Source organism: Chromobacterium aquaticum, assembly GCF_021129195.1.
In the GTDB taxonomy this organism is placed as follows: domain Bacteria; phylum Pseudomonadota; class Gammaproteobacteria; order Burkholderiales; family Chromobacteriaceae; genus Chromobacterium; species Chromobacterium aquaticum.
This window is the reverse complement of record NZ_JAJOHW010000067.1, coordinates 1-13,843: the sequence shown is the minus strand read 5'-3', so window position 1 is coordinate 13,843 and position 13,843 is coordinate 1. Positions and strand designations below refer to the sequence as shown.

The window sequence follows — 13,843 nt, the reverse complement described above, 5'->3', positions numbered from 1 at the left end:
GATGAACACTCGCTTCGATCTGGTCGTGTTCGACTGGGACGGCACCTTGATGGACTCCACCGCCCATATCAGCCAGTCCATCCAGCAGGCTTGCGCCGATCTCGCGCTCCCCATCCCCAGCCGCGAGCAGGCCAGCCACGTCATCGGCCTGCGCCTGGCCGAAGCGCTGCAACAGGCCTGCCCGGCCGCCGACGCCGAGCAACTGCCGCGACTGACCGAGGCCTTCCGCCATCACTATCACGCCAATCAGCACCAGGTGACGCTGTTCGACGGCGCCGAGGACTGCCTGAACGCCATCGCCGCCAGCGGCGTTTTCCTGGCGGTGGCCACCGGCAACAGCCGCGCCGGCCTCAACCGCCTGCTGGAGCAAACCGGGCTTGGTCCGCTGTTCCACGCCTCCCGCACCGTGGACGAGTGCCATTCCAAGCCGCACCCGGACATGCTGCTGTCGCTGACCGAGGTGCTGGGCGCGGACCCGCGCCGCACGCTGATGATAGGCGATACCAGTCATGACCTGCTGATGGCCAACAACGCCGGCTGCCATGCCGTGGGCGTCAGCTTTGGCGCTCACGACAGCGAGCGCCTGGAAAGCTGCCAGCCGCTGGCGCTATTCCATTCCTACGCCGAGCTGAGCGCATGGCTGCTGCCCTGGCTAGGCTGATCTGCGCCTCCGCCGACCTGCAAAACGGCGGCCGCGCCTGGCGCTTTGAAATCGAACAGGCGGATGGCGCGCCGCCGCTATCCGCCTTCGCCGTGCGCTACCGCGGCCAGGTCTACGCCTATGTCAACGCCTGCCGCCACATCCCGGTGGAACTGGACCTGCGCGACGGCGAAGTATTCGACCTCAGCGGCCACTATCTGGTGTGCAGCATGCACGGCGCCTGCTACGAAGCGCACACCGGCTACTGCGTGTCCGGCCCCTGCCGCGGCCAGCGCCTGATCCCAGTGCCGGTCAGCGAACAGGACGACGGCATTTACATCAATGTCCCGGCACCCTGATCTTTGCTAGACTCCAGGGATTACCAAGGGAGCACCACATAATGAGCGACAACTCCAATCATTGGGAGCGCCAACTGCTGGAAAAACTGGCCAGCGCCGCGCTGGTGGAACAACGCCGCGCGCGGCAATGGAAGATCTTCTTCCGCATGATCTGGCTGATCATCATCGGCTTCATCCTGTTCAGCCTGTTCATGCGCAACGAGGACAAGGCCGCCGCCGGCCTCACCGGCTCCGGCCACAGCGCCGTCATCACGCTGGAAGGCGTGATCGACAGCCAGAGCGACACCGCCAATAAACTGAGCCAGGCGCTCGCCGACGCCTACGGCGACAAGAACACCAAGGGCATCATCATCGACGCCAACAGCCCCGGCGGCAGCCCGGTGCTGTCCGGCATGGCCTATGACGAAATCCGCCGCCAGAAGAAGCTGCACCCGTCCATCCCGGTCTACGTGGTGGTCAACGAGGTATGCGCGTCCGGCTGCTACTACATCGCCGCCGCCGCCGACAAGATCTTCGTCGACAAGGCCAGCATCGTCGGCTCCATCGGCGTGTTGTCCGACGGCTTCGGCTTCACCGCCGCGATGGAAAAACTGGGCGTGGACCGCCGCCTGCGCACCTCCGGCGAGAACAAGGCGATGGGCGACCCATTCTCCCCGGTCAATCCCAAGCAGGAAGCCATCCGCCAGCAATTGCTGGACGACATCCACGCCCAGTTCATCACGGCGGTCAAGGCCGGCCGCGGCCAACGCCTGGCCAATGACCCGCAACTATTCTCCGGCATGGTCTGGCTGGGCGAAAAGAGCATTCCGCTGGGCCTGGCCGATGGCCTGGGCACGGTGCGCTCGGTGGCGCGCGACGTGATCAAGGCCGAGAAAACCGTGGACTATACTCAGCAGGACGATCTGTCCAGCCGAGTGGCGCGCAAGATCGGCGTGGAATTCGCCGGCGGCGTGAAGAGCCTGTTCAACACCAAGCTGTTCTGACCCCCCGGCAAGGCACACCATGGCGCGCAGAAGAAAACGGCAGGAAGAAGAACACGAGAACCATGAACGCTGGCTGGTTTCCTACGCCGACTTCATCACCCTGCTGTTCGCCTTCTTCGTGGTGATGTACGCGATCTCCTCGGTCAACGAGGGCAAATACCGCGTGCTGTCCTCCGCCATCGTCGATGCCTTCCGCTCCGGCTCCACCATCAATATCAACACCACCCCGCCCAGCGGCGGGGCCAACACCATGATAGAGATCCCCGAGACCAAGCCCATCGCCAAGGCGGTCAAGGGAGAGCCGGCCGGAAACAAAAGCAAGCCCGGCGGCGGCCAGGGCGATGAAAACGCCCGCCTGGGTCAACTGACCCAGGACCTGGCCAAGGTGATGGACCCGCTGGTCCAGAGCGGACAGGTCACCATCACCCACAGCAGCAAGGGCGTCACCATAGACATCCGCGACACCGCGCTGTTTCCCACCGGTCAGGCACAACCCAACGATCAATCGCGGCTGCTGATGGCCAATATGGCGCTGCAGCTGGCCAAGGTGGACAACCCGATCCGGGTGGAAGGCTTCACCGACACCGTGCCCATCCGCAACTCCTACTTCCCGTCCAACTGGGAACTGTCCGCTTCGCGCGCCGGCAGCGTGGTGCGCCTGTTCCAGGAAAACGGCATCAAGCCGGAACGGCTGGTGGCGGTGGGCCGTGGCTCCAACCTGCCGGTGGGCGACAACGCCACCGCCGACGGCCGCGCCAGCAATCGCCGCGTCGCCATCACCGTGCTGGCAAGCGGGCTGAGCGACGCCGAAGTGCTATCGCCACAAGACGCATCACTGGCCAATGGCCGCTAACACCCCTCGAGAGGAGCACGATATGAGCACCCCGATTCATCACTCCGCGCTGGAACAGCTGTTCCTCAACGCCCGCACCCACAGCCACTGGCAAGACCGCCCGGTCAGCGCCGAAATCCTGCACCAGCTGTTCGACCTGCTGAAGATGGCGCCCACCAGCGCCAACTGCTCGCCGGCGCGCTTCATCTTCGTGCAGAGCGACGCCGCCAAGGCCAAGCTCAAGCCCTGCCTGGCCGAAGGCAATGTCGAAAAAACCATGGCCGCGCCGGTCTGCGTGATCGTGGCCCAGGACATGCGCTTCTACGAACACCTGGCCAAGCTCTATCCGCACGCCGACGCCAGAAGCTGGTTCGAGGGCAATGAAGCCGCGATCCAGGCCACCGCCGCGCGCAATAGCAGCCTGCAAGGCGGCTACCTGATCCTGGCCGCGCGTTCGCTGGGGCTGGACTGCGGCCCGATGTCCGGCTTCGACAACGCCGCGGTGGACCAGGCCTTCTTCCCGGACGGCCGCTTCAAGTCCAACTTCCTGGTCAACCTGGGCTACGGCGCCGCCGACAAGCTCTACCCGCGCTCGCCGCGCTTCGACTTCGACGACGCCTGCCAGATTCTTTAAACCGCCCCGCCCATGCCCGGTTATAATGCCGGGCATTTTGCTGCCTGGAGAAACAAGATGCTCTATTCGCTTCTGCGCCCGCTTCTGTTCCGCTTTGACGCAGAGACCGCCCACGAACAGACGCTGGCGATGCTGGACCAGGCGCACAAGCTGCGCCTGAGCACGCTGGCCTGCCACGGCGCCACGCGCAAGCCGGTGCAAGTCATGGGCCTGACCTTCCCCAACGCGGTGGGACTCGCCGCCGGGCTGGACAAGAATGGAGCGCATATCGACGCGCTGGCCGCGCTGGGCTTCGGCTTCATCGAAATCGGCACCGTCACGCCGCGCCCGCAAGCCGGCAACCCCAAGCCGCGGCTGTTCCGCCTGCCGGAGCATCAAGCCATCATCAACCGTATGGGCTTCAACAATCTGGGCGTGGACACGCTGCTGGACAATGTGCGCCGCTGCAAATTCCAGGGCGTGCTCGGCATCAATATCGGCAAGAACGCCACCACCCCGATAGAGAACGCCGCCGACGACTACCTGGCCTGCCTGGACAAGGTTTACGCCTACGCCAGCTATGTCACCGTCAATATCTCCTCGCCCAATACCAAGAACCTGCGGCAATTGCAGGAAGGCGACGAACTGGGCCGCCTGCTGGCGCAGCTGAAGCACAGACAGCAGGCGCTGGCGGACAAGCACGGCCGCCACGTGCCGCTGGCGCTGAAGATCGCGCCGGACCTGGACGACGAGCAGATCGCCGCCATCGCCCGCCTGCTGACCGAGCACCGCATCGACGGCGTCATCGCCACCAATACCACGCTGTCGCGCGCGGAAGTGGCCGGCCATCCGCTGGCGGAACAGGCCGGTGGCCTGTCCGGCGCGCCGGTCAAGCAGCGTTCGACAACAGTTATTCGCAAATTAGCCAAGGAACTTGACGGCGCCCTGCCTATCATAGGAGTTGGCGGCATCCTGTCTGGACAGGATGCCGTGGAAAAACTAGAGGCCGGCGCCAGCCTGGTGCAAGTCTATAGCGGCCTGATCTACCGAGGCCCGGCCCTGGTAGCGGAATGCGCCAACGCCATCCGCGCCAAACAATAAGACCGCCTCCATGCGGCCCGAGCGCAAGCTGGGCGAGCAAGAGCCGGTCGGCTCGCTGAACAATATGGGACTCTCTAATATGAACACCAAACTGATCCGCCTTTCCGTGGCCGCCCTGCTGGGCGCGGGCATTCTCACCGGCTGCGCCACCTCCGACTCCGCCGCCGTCTACTCCAAGGGCCAGATGCGCCAGGCGCAGACCGTGCAGCTGGGCACCGTGGTTTCGGTGCAGAACGTGAAAATGGAAGGCAGCAACAATGAGCTGCTGACCCTGGGCGGCGCCGCGCTGGGCGGCCTGGCCGGCAGCAATATCGGCGGCGGCAAGGGCCAGATCGCCGGCGGCATCGTCGGCGCGCTGGCCGGCGGCTTCGGCGCTCAGGCCGCTCAACGCGGGCTGACCAAGAACGCGCTGGAAATCACCGTCAAGCTGGACGGCTCCGGCCGCATGATCTCCATCGTGCAAGAAGCCGACATTCCGTTCTCCGCCAACCAGCGCGTGCGCGTGCTGACCGGCGGCGGCAACGACCGCGTGGTGCCGTTCTAAGCCAAGCGGCAGCCCAAGTTAAAAAGGCCGGGTCACCCCGGCCTTTTTGATTGCCCGCTTACTCCTCCCGCGGCCTGGCCAGCTCCACCCAGCGCCCGTCCATCAAGGCCTGCAAGGGCTGGTACATCGCCTTGTAGGACATTTTCTGGCATTCGCGTATCCAGTAGCCCAGATAGAGATAAGGCAGGCCCAGCCGCTGCGTCAGCTCCGCCTGCCACAGCACATTGAACACCCCCAGGCTGGACTTGGCGTCGTCCGGATCATAAAAGGTGTACACTGCGGACAGACCGTCGGCCAGGCGGTCGATCAGGCTGACCATCTTCAATTCGCCGTCCAGGCGGAACTCCGCCAACATGCTGTCCACCCCGCTCTTCAGAATGAATTCCGAGTACTGGTGCGGATCGTCGTCGGACATGCCGCCGCCGGCGTGGCGCGACTGCTGATACCAGCGATACAGCGCATAGTGCTCGGCGTCGAACTCCAGCGGCAGCAAGCGCACCTGCATCGCCTCCAGCCGGCGCGCCACCTTGCGCTGAGTGCGCCCCGGCATGAAACGCTCCACCGGAATGCGCACCGGCACACAGGCCTGGCAGCTATCGCAATATGGCCGGTAGGTGTACAGGCCGCTGCGGCGGAAGCCCAGCTTCACCAGTTGGCTATACACCTCGCCATCGATCGCCTCGGCCGGGATCGCCACCTGAGAGCGCGCCTGCCGCCCCGCCAGATAGCTGCATGGATAAGGCGCGGTGGCGTAGAAATGGATGGCCACAGTCGGGCCGGGATCACGATGGCTCATGGCTATACCGGTAGTTCCACATCGCGGCGGGCTGCGCCCGTCGGGCATTCTCTTTTAGAGTAGCAAGAAATGTCTGACGCGAAACCAACTTGGCGCCCAGGCTCTGCAAATGGCGGGTGTGCATCTGGCAATCTATCATCGTCACCCCCTGCTCCTGCAAGTGACGCACCATGTGGATGAAGGCCAGCTTGGAGGCGTTGCTGCGGCGGGAGAACATGGATTCGCCGTAGAACATCAAGCCCAGGCCGATGCCGTACAGGCCGCCGACCAGTTCGCCGTCGACCCAGGTTTCGAAGGAATGAGCATAACCCAGCTGATGCAGCCGGCAATACGCTTCCACCATTTCCGGCACGATCCAGGTGCCCTGCTGCTGGCCGCGCGGCTCGGCGCAGGCGGCCATCACCTCGCGGAAGGCGGTGTCGACGCGGATTTCATAGCGCTGATTGCGCAGCACCTTGTCCATGGAACGGCTGACCTTGAGTTCGGCCGGACACAGCACCATGCGCGGCGCCGGCGACCACCACAGAATGGGCTCGCCTTCGGAAAACCAGGGGAAAATGCCTTGGGAGTAGGCAGCCAGGATGCGCTGCGGGGACAGATCGCCTCCGGCGGCCAGCAAACCGTTGGGTTCACGCAGAGCCAGCCGCGTCGGAGGGAAGACCGGCTCAGGACCGAGCCAGGGAATCATGCCTTCTTGGCGTTGAGGCAGTCCGGGCACTCGCCGTACATATACAGCGCGTGATCGACGATGCGGAAACCGTGCTGCTCGGCGATGCGGTCCTGCAGCGCCTCGATCTCGGGATCGAAGAACTCGACCACCTTGCCGCAGCTGACGCACACCATATGATCATGATGGCCGCCCTGGTTCAGCTCGTACACCGCCTTGCCGGTTTCGAAATGGTGGCGCACCAGAATGCCCGCCTGCTCGAACTGGGTCAGCACGCGGTAGATGGTGGCAAGGCCGATGTCGATATTCTCCGCAAGCAGCTTGCGGTAGACATCTTCCGCCGACATGTGGCCAGCGTTCTCCTCTTCGAACAAATCGAGGATTTTCAGACGCGGGCCGGTGGCCTTGAGGCCGATATCTTTAAGGTGACTGGCTTTGCTCATCGTGATATAAAGTGGGTCGATTTCAGATCATGATAAAGCCTTTTCACGGCTTTGCCTAATTACAGCCTCATAACTATTCGGTCACGGAGTATCATGCGCGCCCTGATTTTTGCCGCCGTCATTGCCCTCTCCGGCTGCAGTTCGATGAATCCCCTGAACTGGCTCAGCCCGCACAAGATGGAAATCCAGCAGGGCAATTATGTCACAGAGGATGCCGTTGCCAAACTCAAGCCGGGCATGACCCGCTCGCAAGTACGCTTCCTGCTGGGTTCGCCGCTGCTGGCCGACCCCTTCCACGCCAACCGCTGGGACTACTCCTACCGCGATGTCAAACAGGGCAGGCTGGACAAGGAAAGCAACCGTCTGCTGACAGTGTACTTCAATGGCGACATGCTGGAACGGGTGGAAGGCCAGGCGCAGCCGGCCGAGCGCCCGGCGCTGGCAGCCTCCGCTCCGGCCCAGGAAGTCAAGCCATGAGCGACTTGAAGCTGGTCATCGTCGGCGCCGGCGGCCGCATGGGCAAGACCCTGATCGAAGCGGCGCTGGGCACGCCCGGCGTGGCGCTGCACGCCGCCGTTGAGCGTGCCGGTTCGGAATTCATCGGCCAGGACGCCGGCCTGTTCATCGGCCAGCAGACCGGGGTCAAGATCAGCACCGACTTCGCCCAGGCGCTGGAAGGCGCCGACGCCGTCATCGATTTCACCCGCCCGGAAGGCACGCTGCAACACCTGGCCGCCTGCGCCGAGCGCGGCGTGCAGATGATCATCGGCACCACCGGTTTCGACGAAGCCGGCAAGGCCGCGATCCGCGCCGCCGGCGACAAGATCGGCATCGTGTTCGCGTCCAATTTCAGCATCGGCGTCAACCTCACCTTCAAGCTGCTGGACATGGCGGCGCGAGTGTTGAACGAAGGCTACGACATCGAGATCATCGAAGCCCACCACCGCTACAAGGTGGACGCGCCGTCCGGCACCGCCTTGCGCATGGGCGAAGTCATCGCCGACGCGCTGGGCCGCGACCTGAAGGAATGCGCGGTCTATGGCCGTGAAGGCGTGACCGGCGAGCGCGATCCGCAAACCATAGGCTTCGCCACCGTGCGCGGCGGCGATGTGGTCGGCGATCACACCGCCTTGTTCGCCGCCCTAGGCGAACGCGTGGAAATCAGCCACAAGGCCTCCAGCCGCGCCACCTTCGCCAATGGCGCGGTGCGCGCCGCGCGCTGGCTGGCCGGCAAACCCAAGGGCCTGTTCGATATGCAGGACGTGCTGGGCCTGCGCTGAGCGCCAGCGGGGAGGCCACTCCCCGCCCTCCCTGCCATGCGTCTCTTCCCGCTGACGCTGGCCCTCGCGGCCAGCTTGCTCCTACTCTCCCTCGCCTCCCTGCTGCACGGCAGCGGCATCGATGCATCCCGCCTGCTGTCCGGCCAAGCGCTGCCGGAACTGGAATGGCAATTGCTGTGGCAGCTGCGGCTGCCGCGCCTGCTGGCCAGCGCCAGCGCCGGCGCCTTGCTGGCCAGCGCCGGCGCGGCGGTGCAGGCGCGCTTTCGCAATCCGCTGGCCGAACCCGGCCTGATCGGCATCAATAGCGGCGCCGCGCTGGCCGCGGCCGCCGCGCTGAGCCTGGGCGCCGGACTCTACGCGGTGTCCGCCTCCGCCTTCGCCGGCGGCTTGTCCTCCTTATTGCTGATCCGCCTGCTGGGCCAGACTCAGCAAGGCGGCAGCCGGCTGATCCTCAGCGGTCTCGCCATCAGCTCCTTGCTGGGCAGCCTGCTGACCCTGCTGATCACCACCCTGCCCGACGGCTCCTTGCGCGTGGTGATTTTCTGGCTGATGGGCAGCTTCGCCAGCGTGGACTGGCCGCAGGCGGCGCTGCTGTGCGTTGCCGCGCCGCTGATCTGGCTCGCGCTGCACCGGCAATGGCGCTTTCTCAACGCGCTGCAATTGGGCGAAACCGCCGCCTTCCACCTGGGCTTCGAAGTGCGCCGCCGCGAATGGCAGGTGGTGATTCTGGCCGCGCTGGCCGCCGGCCTGGTGGTGTCCGCCTGCGGCATGATAGGTTTCATCGGCCTGATGGGCCCGCACCTGGCGCGGCAATTGGTGGGCGGCAACGCGCGCCGGCTGCTGTGGATCGCGCCGATGCTGGGCGCGCTGCTGGCCATCGCCTCAGACTGGCTGGCGCGCAGCCTGCTGGCGCCCAGCGAGCTGCCAGTGGGCGTGATCACCAGCCTGATCGGCGCGCCGTTCTTCCTGTGGCTGCTGCGTCAGGGCAATGGAAAGGAATGGCATGCTTGAAGCGCGCGCGCTGGGCCTGAGCGTGCAGGGCCGCAACCTGGTGGAACAGGTGTCGCTTCAGGTCGCCCCGGGCGAATTGAACATGGTGCTGGGCCCCAATGGCGCCGGCAAGAGCAGCTTGCTGAGCCTGCTGGCCGGTTTGCGGCGGCCAAACGCCGGCGCGGTGGAACTGGCCGGCCGGCCGTTGGCCGGGCAATCCGCCGCGCAGCTGGCACGCCAGCGCGCGGTGATGGAACAGAACCCCTTGACCCCTTCCGGCTGGAAAACGGCGGAATTGATCCTGGCCGGCGCCTATCTGGCCGATGCCGACCGCGCCGACGCCGCCTGCCGCCAGGCGATGGAACTGACCTGCACCACCGAGCTGGCGCAACGCCAGGCGCACACCCTGTCCGGCGGCGAACAGCAGCGCGCCCACCTGGCGCGCGCGCTGTGCCAACTGCTGGCCTCAACGGAGACGGAACGTTATCTCTTGCTGGACGAACCCACCGCCGCGCTGGATTTCGCGATGGCCGACGCGCTGCTGGCCCAGGTGACCCGCATCTGCCGCGATTTGAATATCGGCGCGCTGGCGGTGGTGCACGACCTGAACCTGGCGCTGCGCCACGCCGACAGCGTGCTGCTGCTGAACGAGGGACGCTCCGCCGGCTTCGGCCCTACCTCCGAGATCATGCGTCGGGAAAAACTGGAAGCGGTTTACGGGGTGCGGCTGGCGGAACTCAGCAGCCAGGAACACGCCTTGCGCGCCTTCGTGCCGCTGCCCCACGCTCACGGCGATTAAGAGCCTGTTCAAAGTCTCGCGAGCAAGGGCGAGACAAGGCGAAAACGAGCGAAAAAGCGGAATGTACACGTGCTACATGAGCATTTTGAGCTTGGTTTCAACGCCGTATCGCCGAAGCGCAGCAGACTTTGAACAGGTTCTAAGCACGCTCAGCGATGCGTGGCCTGCTTGCACTCGCTGAGGAAACGGCTGCGGTCCGCCTCGCTGATGGCGCCGGCGAAGCCCTGGGTGATCACCGCTTCCGCGCCGCGCCGGTTTTCACCCAGCTGCAAGCACATCTGCTTGGCCTGAATCACACAGGCCGCGCCCTTGGCCATGCCGTACTGCACCAGCGCGTCCGCCACCTCCTGGCAAATCCATTCCTGATAGGTCAGCCGGTGCGAAATCACGTCTATCAGCCGCGCGATGCGGCCGAAGCCGTGCAGGCGGCCGCCCGGCACATAGGCGACATGGGCGATGCCCTCGAACGGCACCAGATGATGCGGACACAGGCTGTGGATGGAGATATTGCTGATGATCACCATCTCGCTGGAGCTGTCCTCGAAGCCACAACCCAACACCTCGCGCGGATCGGCGGCGTAACCGTCCAGCAGGCGGTTGCGCCATAAAGCGCTGACCCGCTCCGCGGTCTTGCCCAGGTGCGGATCCCCCGCCGGCTCGAAGCCGCAGGCGCGCAGCAAATCGGTGACCGCCTGCTCGAAAGCCGGCTGATCGAATGGCCGCAGCGGCGCCACGCCCACGCGGGGCAGGCGTTCCGCCGGCTGATGATCGCAATGCTGGTCCATGATGCCTCCCCTGGCGGCGCTGGCGCGCGAAATATCGTTTCGAACCCGGCCGGCCGGGAAAGTTGCAATGGCCGGCGGCATGAAAAACCCGGGCCGGCTTGGCAGCGGGCCCGGGCTTGCGACTATAGCACGGCCGCGGCGGCTAGATGCGCACCGCTTCCAGATTGGATTTCATCTCGTAACTTTGCTTGACGTCGCCATTGCCGTCCACGCTCTCCAGCCGCACATCGAAGCCCCACAGCCGGCACACATGCTTGAGCACCTCGTTGGCGCTGTTGTCGTCCAGCGGACGGCGGTTGTGCATGGTGTGGCGCAGCACCAGGCTGCGGTCGCCGCGCACATTGACCGACCATACCTGAATATTGGGCTCGCGCGACCCCAGGTTGTACTGCTCGGCCAGCTTGCCGCGGATGTCGCGGTAGCCGATGTCGTCGTGGATGGCGGACACCTCCAGCTTGTCGTCGTGATCGTCGTCGCGAATCGAGAACAGACGGAAATCGCGAATCAGCTTGGGCGACAGATACTGCGAGATGAAGCTCTCATCCTTGAAGTTCTTCATCGCGAACTCCAGCGACTCGCGCCACGGCGTGCCGGCCAGGTCCGGGAACCAGGCGCGGTCCTCGTCGGTGGGCGCTTCGCAGATGCGCTTGATGTCCTGATACATGGAGAAACCCAGCGCATACGGGTTGATGCCGTTGTACCAACGCGCCGTCACCGGCGGCTGATACACCACATTGGTGTGGCTCTGCAAAAACTCCATCATGAAGCCGTCGGTGACCATGCCCTTGTCGTACAGGCGATTGAGGATGGTGTAGTGCCAGAACGTGGCCCAGCCCTCGTTCATCACCTGGGTCTGGCGCTGCGGGTAGAAATACTGCGCCACCTTGCGCACGATGCGCACCACCTCGCGCTGCCAAGGCTCCAGCAGCGGCGCGGATTTCTCGATGAAGTAGAGCAGGTTTTCCTGCGGCTCCGGCGGAAAGCGCGGCGGCGCCTTGTCGCTGCCGTCCTTGTCGCGCTTGGGAATGGTGCGCCACAAATCGTTGACCTGGGTCTGCAGGTATTGCTCGCGCTCTTCCTGGCGCGCCTGCTCCTTGGCCAGAGACAGCTTTTGCGGCCGCTTGTAGCGGTCCACGCCGTAATTCATCAGCGCGTGGCAACTGTCCAGCAAATCCTCCACCGCGTCTATGCCGTAGCGCTCCTCGCACTTGGTGATATAGCTCTTGGCGAACACCAGATAGTCGATGATGGCCGAGGCGTCGGTCCAGGCGCGGAACAGGTAATTGCCCTTGAAGAAGCTATTGTGGCCGTAAGCGGCGTGGGCGATCACCAGCGCCTGCATCGTCATGGAGTTTTCTTCCATCAGATAGGCGATGCAGGGATTGGAGTTGATCACGATCTCATAAGCCAGGCCCATCTGGCCGCGCTTATAGCTCTTCTCGGTGGCGACGAAATGCTTGCCGTAGCTCCAGTGATGGTAATTGACCGGCATGCCCACCGAGGCGTAGGCGTCCATCATCTGCTCGGCGGTGATGACTTCCAGCTGATTGGGATAGACATCCAGCTTGAATTCATCCACCGCGATGGTGCGTATCTGCCGGTCGTATTCGTCGACCAGGTCGAAGGTCCATTCGGACCCGGTAGAAATCGGTGTCATGTTGCTCCCCCCTTGGCAAGACCGCTCAGAACCTGTTTCCGATCTGCTGCGCGTCGGCGATACAGCGTCGAAACCGAGCTCAAAATGCTCATGTACCACGTGTACATTCCGCTTTTTCGCTCGTTTCCGCCTGGTCTCGCCTTGGCTCGCAAGATTGTAAACACGTTCTCAGGCGGTGGCGGCGCGGCCATTGGCCGGCTGGCGCTTGAACAGTTCCCGGAAGACCGGGTAGATGTCGGAAGCCGAACGAATTTTCTGCATTGCGAACTGGCGGTTGCGTTCCTGCACCTTCAAGTATTCGTACCAGAGGTTTTGCGGCTCTCCCTCGGTGATTTCGATGTAGGCGAAGTATTGGCAGTAAGGCAGCAGATCCTCCTCCATGATGCGGCCGCAGTTGGCGGAATCGCTGTCCCAGTTGTCGCCGTCGGACGCCTGGGCGGCGTAGATATTCCATTCGCTGCCGGCGTAGCGTTTCTTGACGATCTCCGCCATCAGGTTGAGCGCCGAGGACACCACGGTGCCGCCGGATTCGCGCGAGTGGAAGAAATCCTCCTCGCTCACCTCCACCGCACTGGTATGGTGGCGGATGAACACCACCTCGATCTTCTCGTAATTGCGCTGCAGGAACAGGTACAACAGGATGAAGAAGCGCTTGGCCATGTCCTTCTTCTGCTCGTCCATGGAGCCGGACACGTCCATGATGCAGAACATCACCGCCTGGCTGGTGGGCTTGGGCTGCTTGACCCGGTTGTTGTAACGCAGGTCGAACGGATCTATCCACGGAATGCTGGCGATACGCTCGCGCAGCCGATGAATGCTCTGGCGCTTCTCGCGGATCTCCAGCGTGTTGTCCTCGTCATCCTCCATCAGGGAATCGAGTTCTTCCTCGGCGTCGCCCAGCGTCGCCATCGTCGGCGCGGCCATCGCCACCCGCCGCGCCAGCGCGCCGCGCAGCGAACGCACGATATTGATATTGGCCGGCGTGCCGTCATTGGTGTAGCCGGCGCGCACCGTCTTCATTTCCTCGATGCCCATCAGCTGGGTCTTGATCAGATTGGGCAGCGCCAGATCATCGAAGAACACATTCATGAACTCTTCGCGCGACAGCTGGAACACAAAGTCGTCCTCGCCCTCGCCGTCCTGACTGGCCTTGCTGCCGCCGCCGCCCGCGCCGCCCTGCGGCCGCGGCAGGCGGTCGCCCTTGACGAACTCCTCATTGCCCGGGTGCACGTTTTCCGTCATGCCGCCCTTGCCATGGTGAAACACGGGTTCGGAGATATCCTTTACCGGGATCGAGACCTTCTCCCCGCTCTCGATATCGGTAATGCTGCGCCCCTTGACCGCCTTGGCGACG

General features: G+C 64.2%; 17 protein-coding genes. 11 read left to right on the top strand and 6 right to left on the bottom strand.

The window, feature by feature from the left end:
- Position 1: 1 nt before the first annotated feature.
- Genes LQT98_RS10945 through LQT98_RS10915 form a run of 7 tightly spaced genes read left to right on the top strand, consistent with a single transcriptional unit; the run spans position 2 to position 5,072 of the window.
- Complete coding sequence (locus LQT98_RS10945; protein ID WP_231462352.1) at positions 2 to 661, top strand: HAD-IA family hydrolase; 660 nt, start codon at positions 2 to 4, stop codon at positions 659 to 661.
- The gene (locus tag LQT98_RS10940; RefSeq protein WP_231462351.1) at positions 637 to 999 is read left to right on the top strand and encodes a Rieske (2Fe-2S) protein; all 363 of its coding nucleotides are present in this window, start codon (positions 637 to 639) and stop codon (positions 997 to 999) included. Before LQT98_RS10945 ends, LQT98_RS10940 begins: the two co-directional genes overlap by 25 nt.
- Positions 1,000 to 1,040: 41 nt before the next feature.
- Positions 1,041 to 1,982 carry a S49 family peptidase gene (locus LQT98_RS10935; RefSeq protein WP_231462350.1) on the top strand — a complete coding sequence of 314 codons (942 nt, stop codon included), beginning with the start codon at positions 1,041 to 1,043 and terminating at the stop codon, positions 1,980 to 1,982.
- 19 nt (positions 1,983 to 2,001) lie between these two features.
- On the top strand, positions 2,002 to 2,835 hold the full coding sequence (gene motD / locus LQT98_RS10930; RefSeq protein WP_231462349.1) for a flagellar motor protein MotD: 834 nt from the start codon (positions 2,002 to 2,004) through the stop codon (positions 2,833 to 2,835).
- A 22-nt stretch (positions 2,836 to 2,857) separates the two neighbouring features.
- The gene (locus LQT98_RS10925) at positions 2,858 to 3,448 is read left to right on the top strand and encodes a malonic semialdehyde reductase (RefSeq protein WP_048409209.1); all 591 of its coding nucleotides are present in this window, start codon (positions 2,858 to 2,860) and stop codon (positions 3,446 to 3,448) included.
- 57 nt (positions 3,449 to 3,505) lie between these two features.
- Positions 3,506 to 4,528, top strand: a complete 1,023-nt coding sequence (locus tag LQT98_RS10920; RefSeq protein WP_231462348.1) for a quinone-dependent dihydroorotate dehydrogenase — start codon at positions 3,506 to 3,508, stop codon at positions 4,526 to 4,528.
- Between the two features lie 10 nt (positions 4,529 to 4,538).
- Positions 4,539 to 5,072 carry an outer membrane lipoprotein gene (locus LQT98_RS10915; RefSeq protein ID WP_231462347.1) on the top strand — a complete coding sequence of 178 codons (534 nt, stop codon included), beginning with the start codon at positions 4,539 to 4,541 and terminating at the stop codon, positions 5,070 to 5,072.
- A 58-nt stretch (positions 5,073 to 5,130) separates the two neighbouring features.
- Here the strand turns inward: LQT98_RS10915 and LQT98_RS10910 are convergent, their stop codons facing one another.
- The 3 genes from LQT98_RS10910 to fur are packed head-to-tail and all read right to left on the bottom strand — an operon-like array spanning position 5,131 to position 6,978.
- Complete coding sequence (locus LQT98_RS10910) at positions 5,131 to 5,868, bottom strand: arginyltransferase (protein WP_231462346.1); 738 nt, start codon at positions 5,866 to 5,868, stop codon at positions 5,131 to 5,133.
- Positions 5,855 to 6,556, bottom strand: a complete 702-nt coding sequence (gene aat / locus LQT98_RS10905) for a leucyl/phenylalanyl-tRNA--protein transferase (protein ID WP_231462345.1) — start codon at positions 6,554 to 6,556, stop codon at positions 5,855 to 5,857. Before aat ends, LQT98_RS10910 begins: the two co-directional genes overlap by 14 nt.
- Positions 6,553 to 6,978: a ferric iron uptake transcriptional regulator gene (gene fur / locus LQT98_RS10900; protein ID WP_048409204.1), complete on the bottom strand. Its 426-nt coding sequence runs from the start codon at positions 6,976 to 6,978 to the stop codon at positions 6,553 to 6,555. Before fur ends, aat begins: the two co-directional genes overlap by 4 nt.
- Positions 6,979 to 7,071: 93 nt before the next feature.
- Here fur and LQT98_RS10895 point away from each other — a divergent pair, with 93 nt between their 5' ends.
- Genes LQT98_RS10895 through LQT98_RS10880 form a run of 4 tightly spaced genes read left to right on the top strand, consistent with a single transcriptional unit; the run spans position 7,072 to position 10,047 of the window.
- Entirely contained in the window at positions 7,072 to 7,455 is a 384-nt protein-coding gene (locus LQT98_RS10895; RefSeq protein WP_231462344.1) for an outer membrane protein assembly factor BamE, read from the top strand.
- Positions 7,452 to 8,258 (top strand): 4-hydroxy-tetrahydrodipicolinate reductase, encoded by an 807-nt coding sequence (gene dapB, locus LQT98_RS10890; protein ID WP_231462343.1) that lies wholly within the window; start codon positions 7,452 to 7,454, stop codon positions 8,256 to 8,258. Before LQT98_RS10895 ends, dapB begins: the two co-directional genes overlap by 4 nt.
- Before the next feature lie 36 nt (positions 8,259 to 8,294).
- Positions 8,295 to 9,269, top strand: coding sequence for a FecCD family ABC transporter permease (locus LQT98_RS10885; RefSeq protein WP_231462342.1), 975 nt, complete (start codon positions 8,295 to 8,297; stop codon positions 9,267 to 9,269).
- Positions 9,262 to 10,047: an ATP-binding cassette domain-containing protein gene (locus tag LQT98_RS10880; protein WP_231462341.1), complete on the top strand. Its 786-nt coding sequence runs from the start codon at positions 9,262 to 9,264 to the stop codon at positions 10,045 to 10,047. The genes LQT98_RS10885 and LQT98_RS10880 overlap by 8 nt, the downstream gene beginning before the upstream one ends.
- 149 nt (positions 10,048 to 10,196) lie before the next feature.
- On the opposite strand, the gene folE is transcribed toward LQT98_RS10880, so the two are convergent.
- The 3 genes from folE to LQT98_RS10865 all read right to left on the bottom strand — a co-directional run.
- Entirely contained in the window at positions 10,197 to 10,832 is a 636-nt protein-coding gene (folE, locus tag LQT98_RS10875; RefSeq protein WP_048409199.1) for a GTP cyclohydrolase I FolE, read from the bottom strand.
- Positions 10,833 to 10,974: 142 nt separating this feature from the next.
- Positions 10,975 to 12,489, bottom strand: coding sequence for a SpoVR family protein (locus LQT98_RS10870; protein ID WP_048409198.1), 1,515 nt, complete (start codon positions 12,487 to 12,489; stop codon positions 10,975 to 10,977).
- 168 nt (positions 12,490 to 12,657) lie between these two features.
- Positions 12,658 to 13,843 (bottom strand): YeaH/YhbH family protein (locus tag LQT98_RS10865; protein ID WP_231462340.1); only part of this gene is annotated, 1,186 nt, incomplete at its 5' end.

Coding starts and splice junctions, on each gene's coding strand:
- LQT98_RS10945 (WP_231462352.1), top strand. CDS start 2: ATGAACACTCGCTTCGATCTGGTCGTGTTCGACTGGGACGGCACCTTG.
- LQT98_RS10940 (WP_231462351.1), top strand. CDS start 637: ATGGCTGCTGCCCTGGCTAGGCTGATCTGCGCCTCCGCCGACCTGCAA.
- LQT98_RS10935 (WP_231462350.1), top strand. CDS start 1,041: ATGAGCGACAACTCCAATCATTGGGAGCGCCAACTGCTGGAAAAACTG.
- motD (WP_231462349.1), top strand. CDS start 2,002: ATGGCGCGCAGAAGAAAACGGCAGGAAGAAGAACACGAGAACCATGAA.
- LQT98_RS10925 (WP_048409209.1), top strand. CDS start 2,858: ATGAGCACCCCGATTCATCACTCCGCGCTGGAACAGCTGTTCCTCAAC.
- LQT98_RS10920 (WP_231462348.1), top strand. CDS start 3,506: ATGCTCTATTCGCTTCTGCGCCCGCTTCTGTTCCGCTTTGACGCAGAG.
- LQT98_RS10915 (WP_231462347.1), top strand. CDS start 4,539: ATGCGGCCCGAGCGCAAGCTGGGCGAGCAAGAGCCGGTCGGCTCGCTG.
- LQT98_RS10910 (WP_231462346.1), bottom strand. CDS start 5,868: ATGAGCCATCGTGATCCCGGCCCGACTGTGGCCATCCATTTCTACGCC.
- aat (WP_231462345.1), bottom strand. CDS start 6,556: ATGATTCCCTGGCTCGGTCCTGAGCCGGTCTTCCCTCCGACGCGGCTG.
- fur (WP_048409204.1), bottom strand. CDS start 6,978: ATGAGCAAAGCCAGTCACCTTAAAGATATCGGCCTCAAGGCCACCGGC.
- LQT98_RS10895 (WP_231462344.1), top strand. CDS start 7,072: ATGCGCGCCCTGATTTTTGCCGCCGTCATTGCCCTCTCCGGCTGCAGT.
- dapB (WP_231462343.1), top strand. CDS start 7,452: ATGAGCGACTTGAAGCTGGTCATCGTCGGCGCCGGCGGCCGCATGGGC.
- LQT98_RS10885 (WP_231462342.1), top strand. CDS start 8,295: ATGCGTCTCTTCCCGCTGACGCTGGCCCTCGCGGCCAGCTTGCTCCTA.
- LQT98_RS10880 (WP_231462341.1), top strand. CDS start 9,262: ATGCTTGAAGCGCGCGCGCTGGGCCTGAGCGTGCAGGGCCGCAACCTG.
- folE (WP_048409199.1), bottom strand. CDS start 10,832: ATGGACCAGCATTGCGATCATCAGCCGGCGGAACGCCTGCCCCGCGTG.
- LQT98_RS10870 (WP_048409198.1), bottom strand. CDS start 12,489: ATGACACCGATTTCTACCGGGTCCGAATGGACCTTCGACCTGGTCGAC.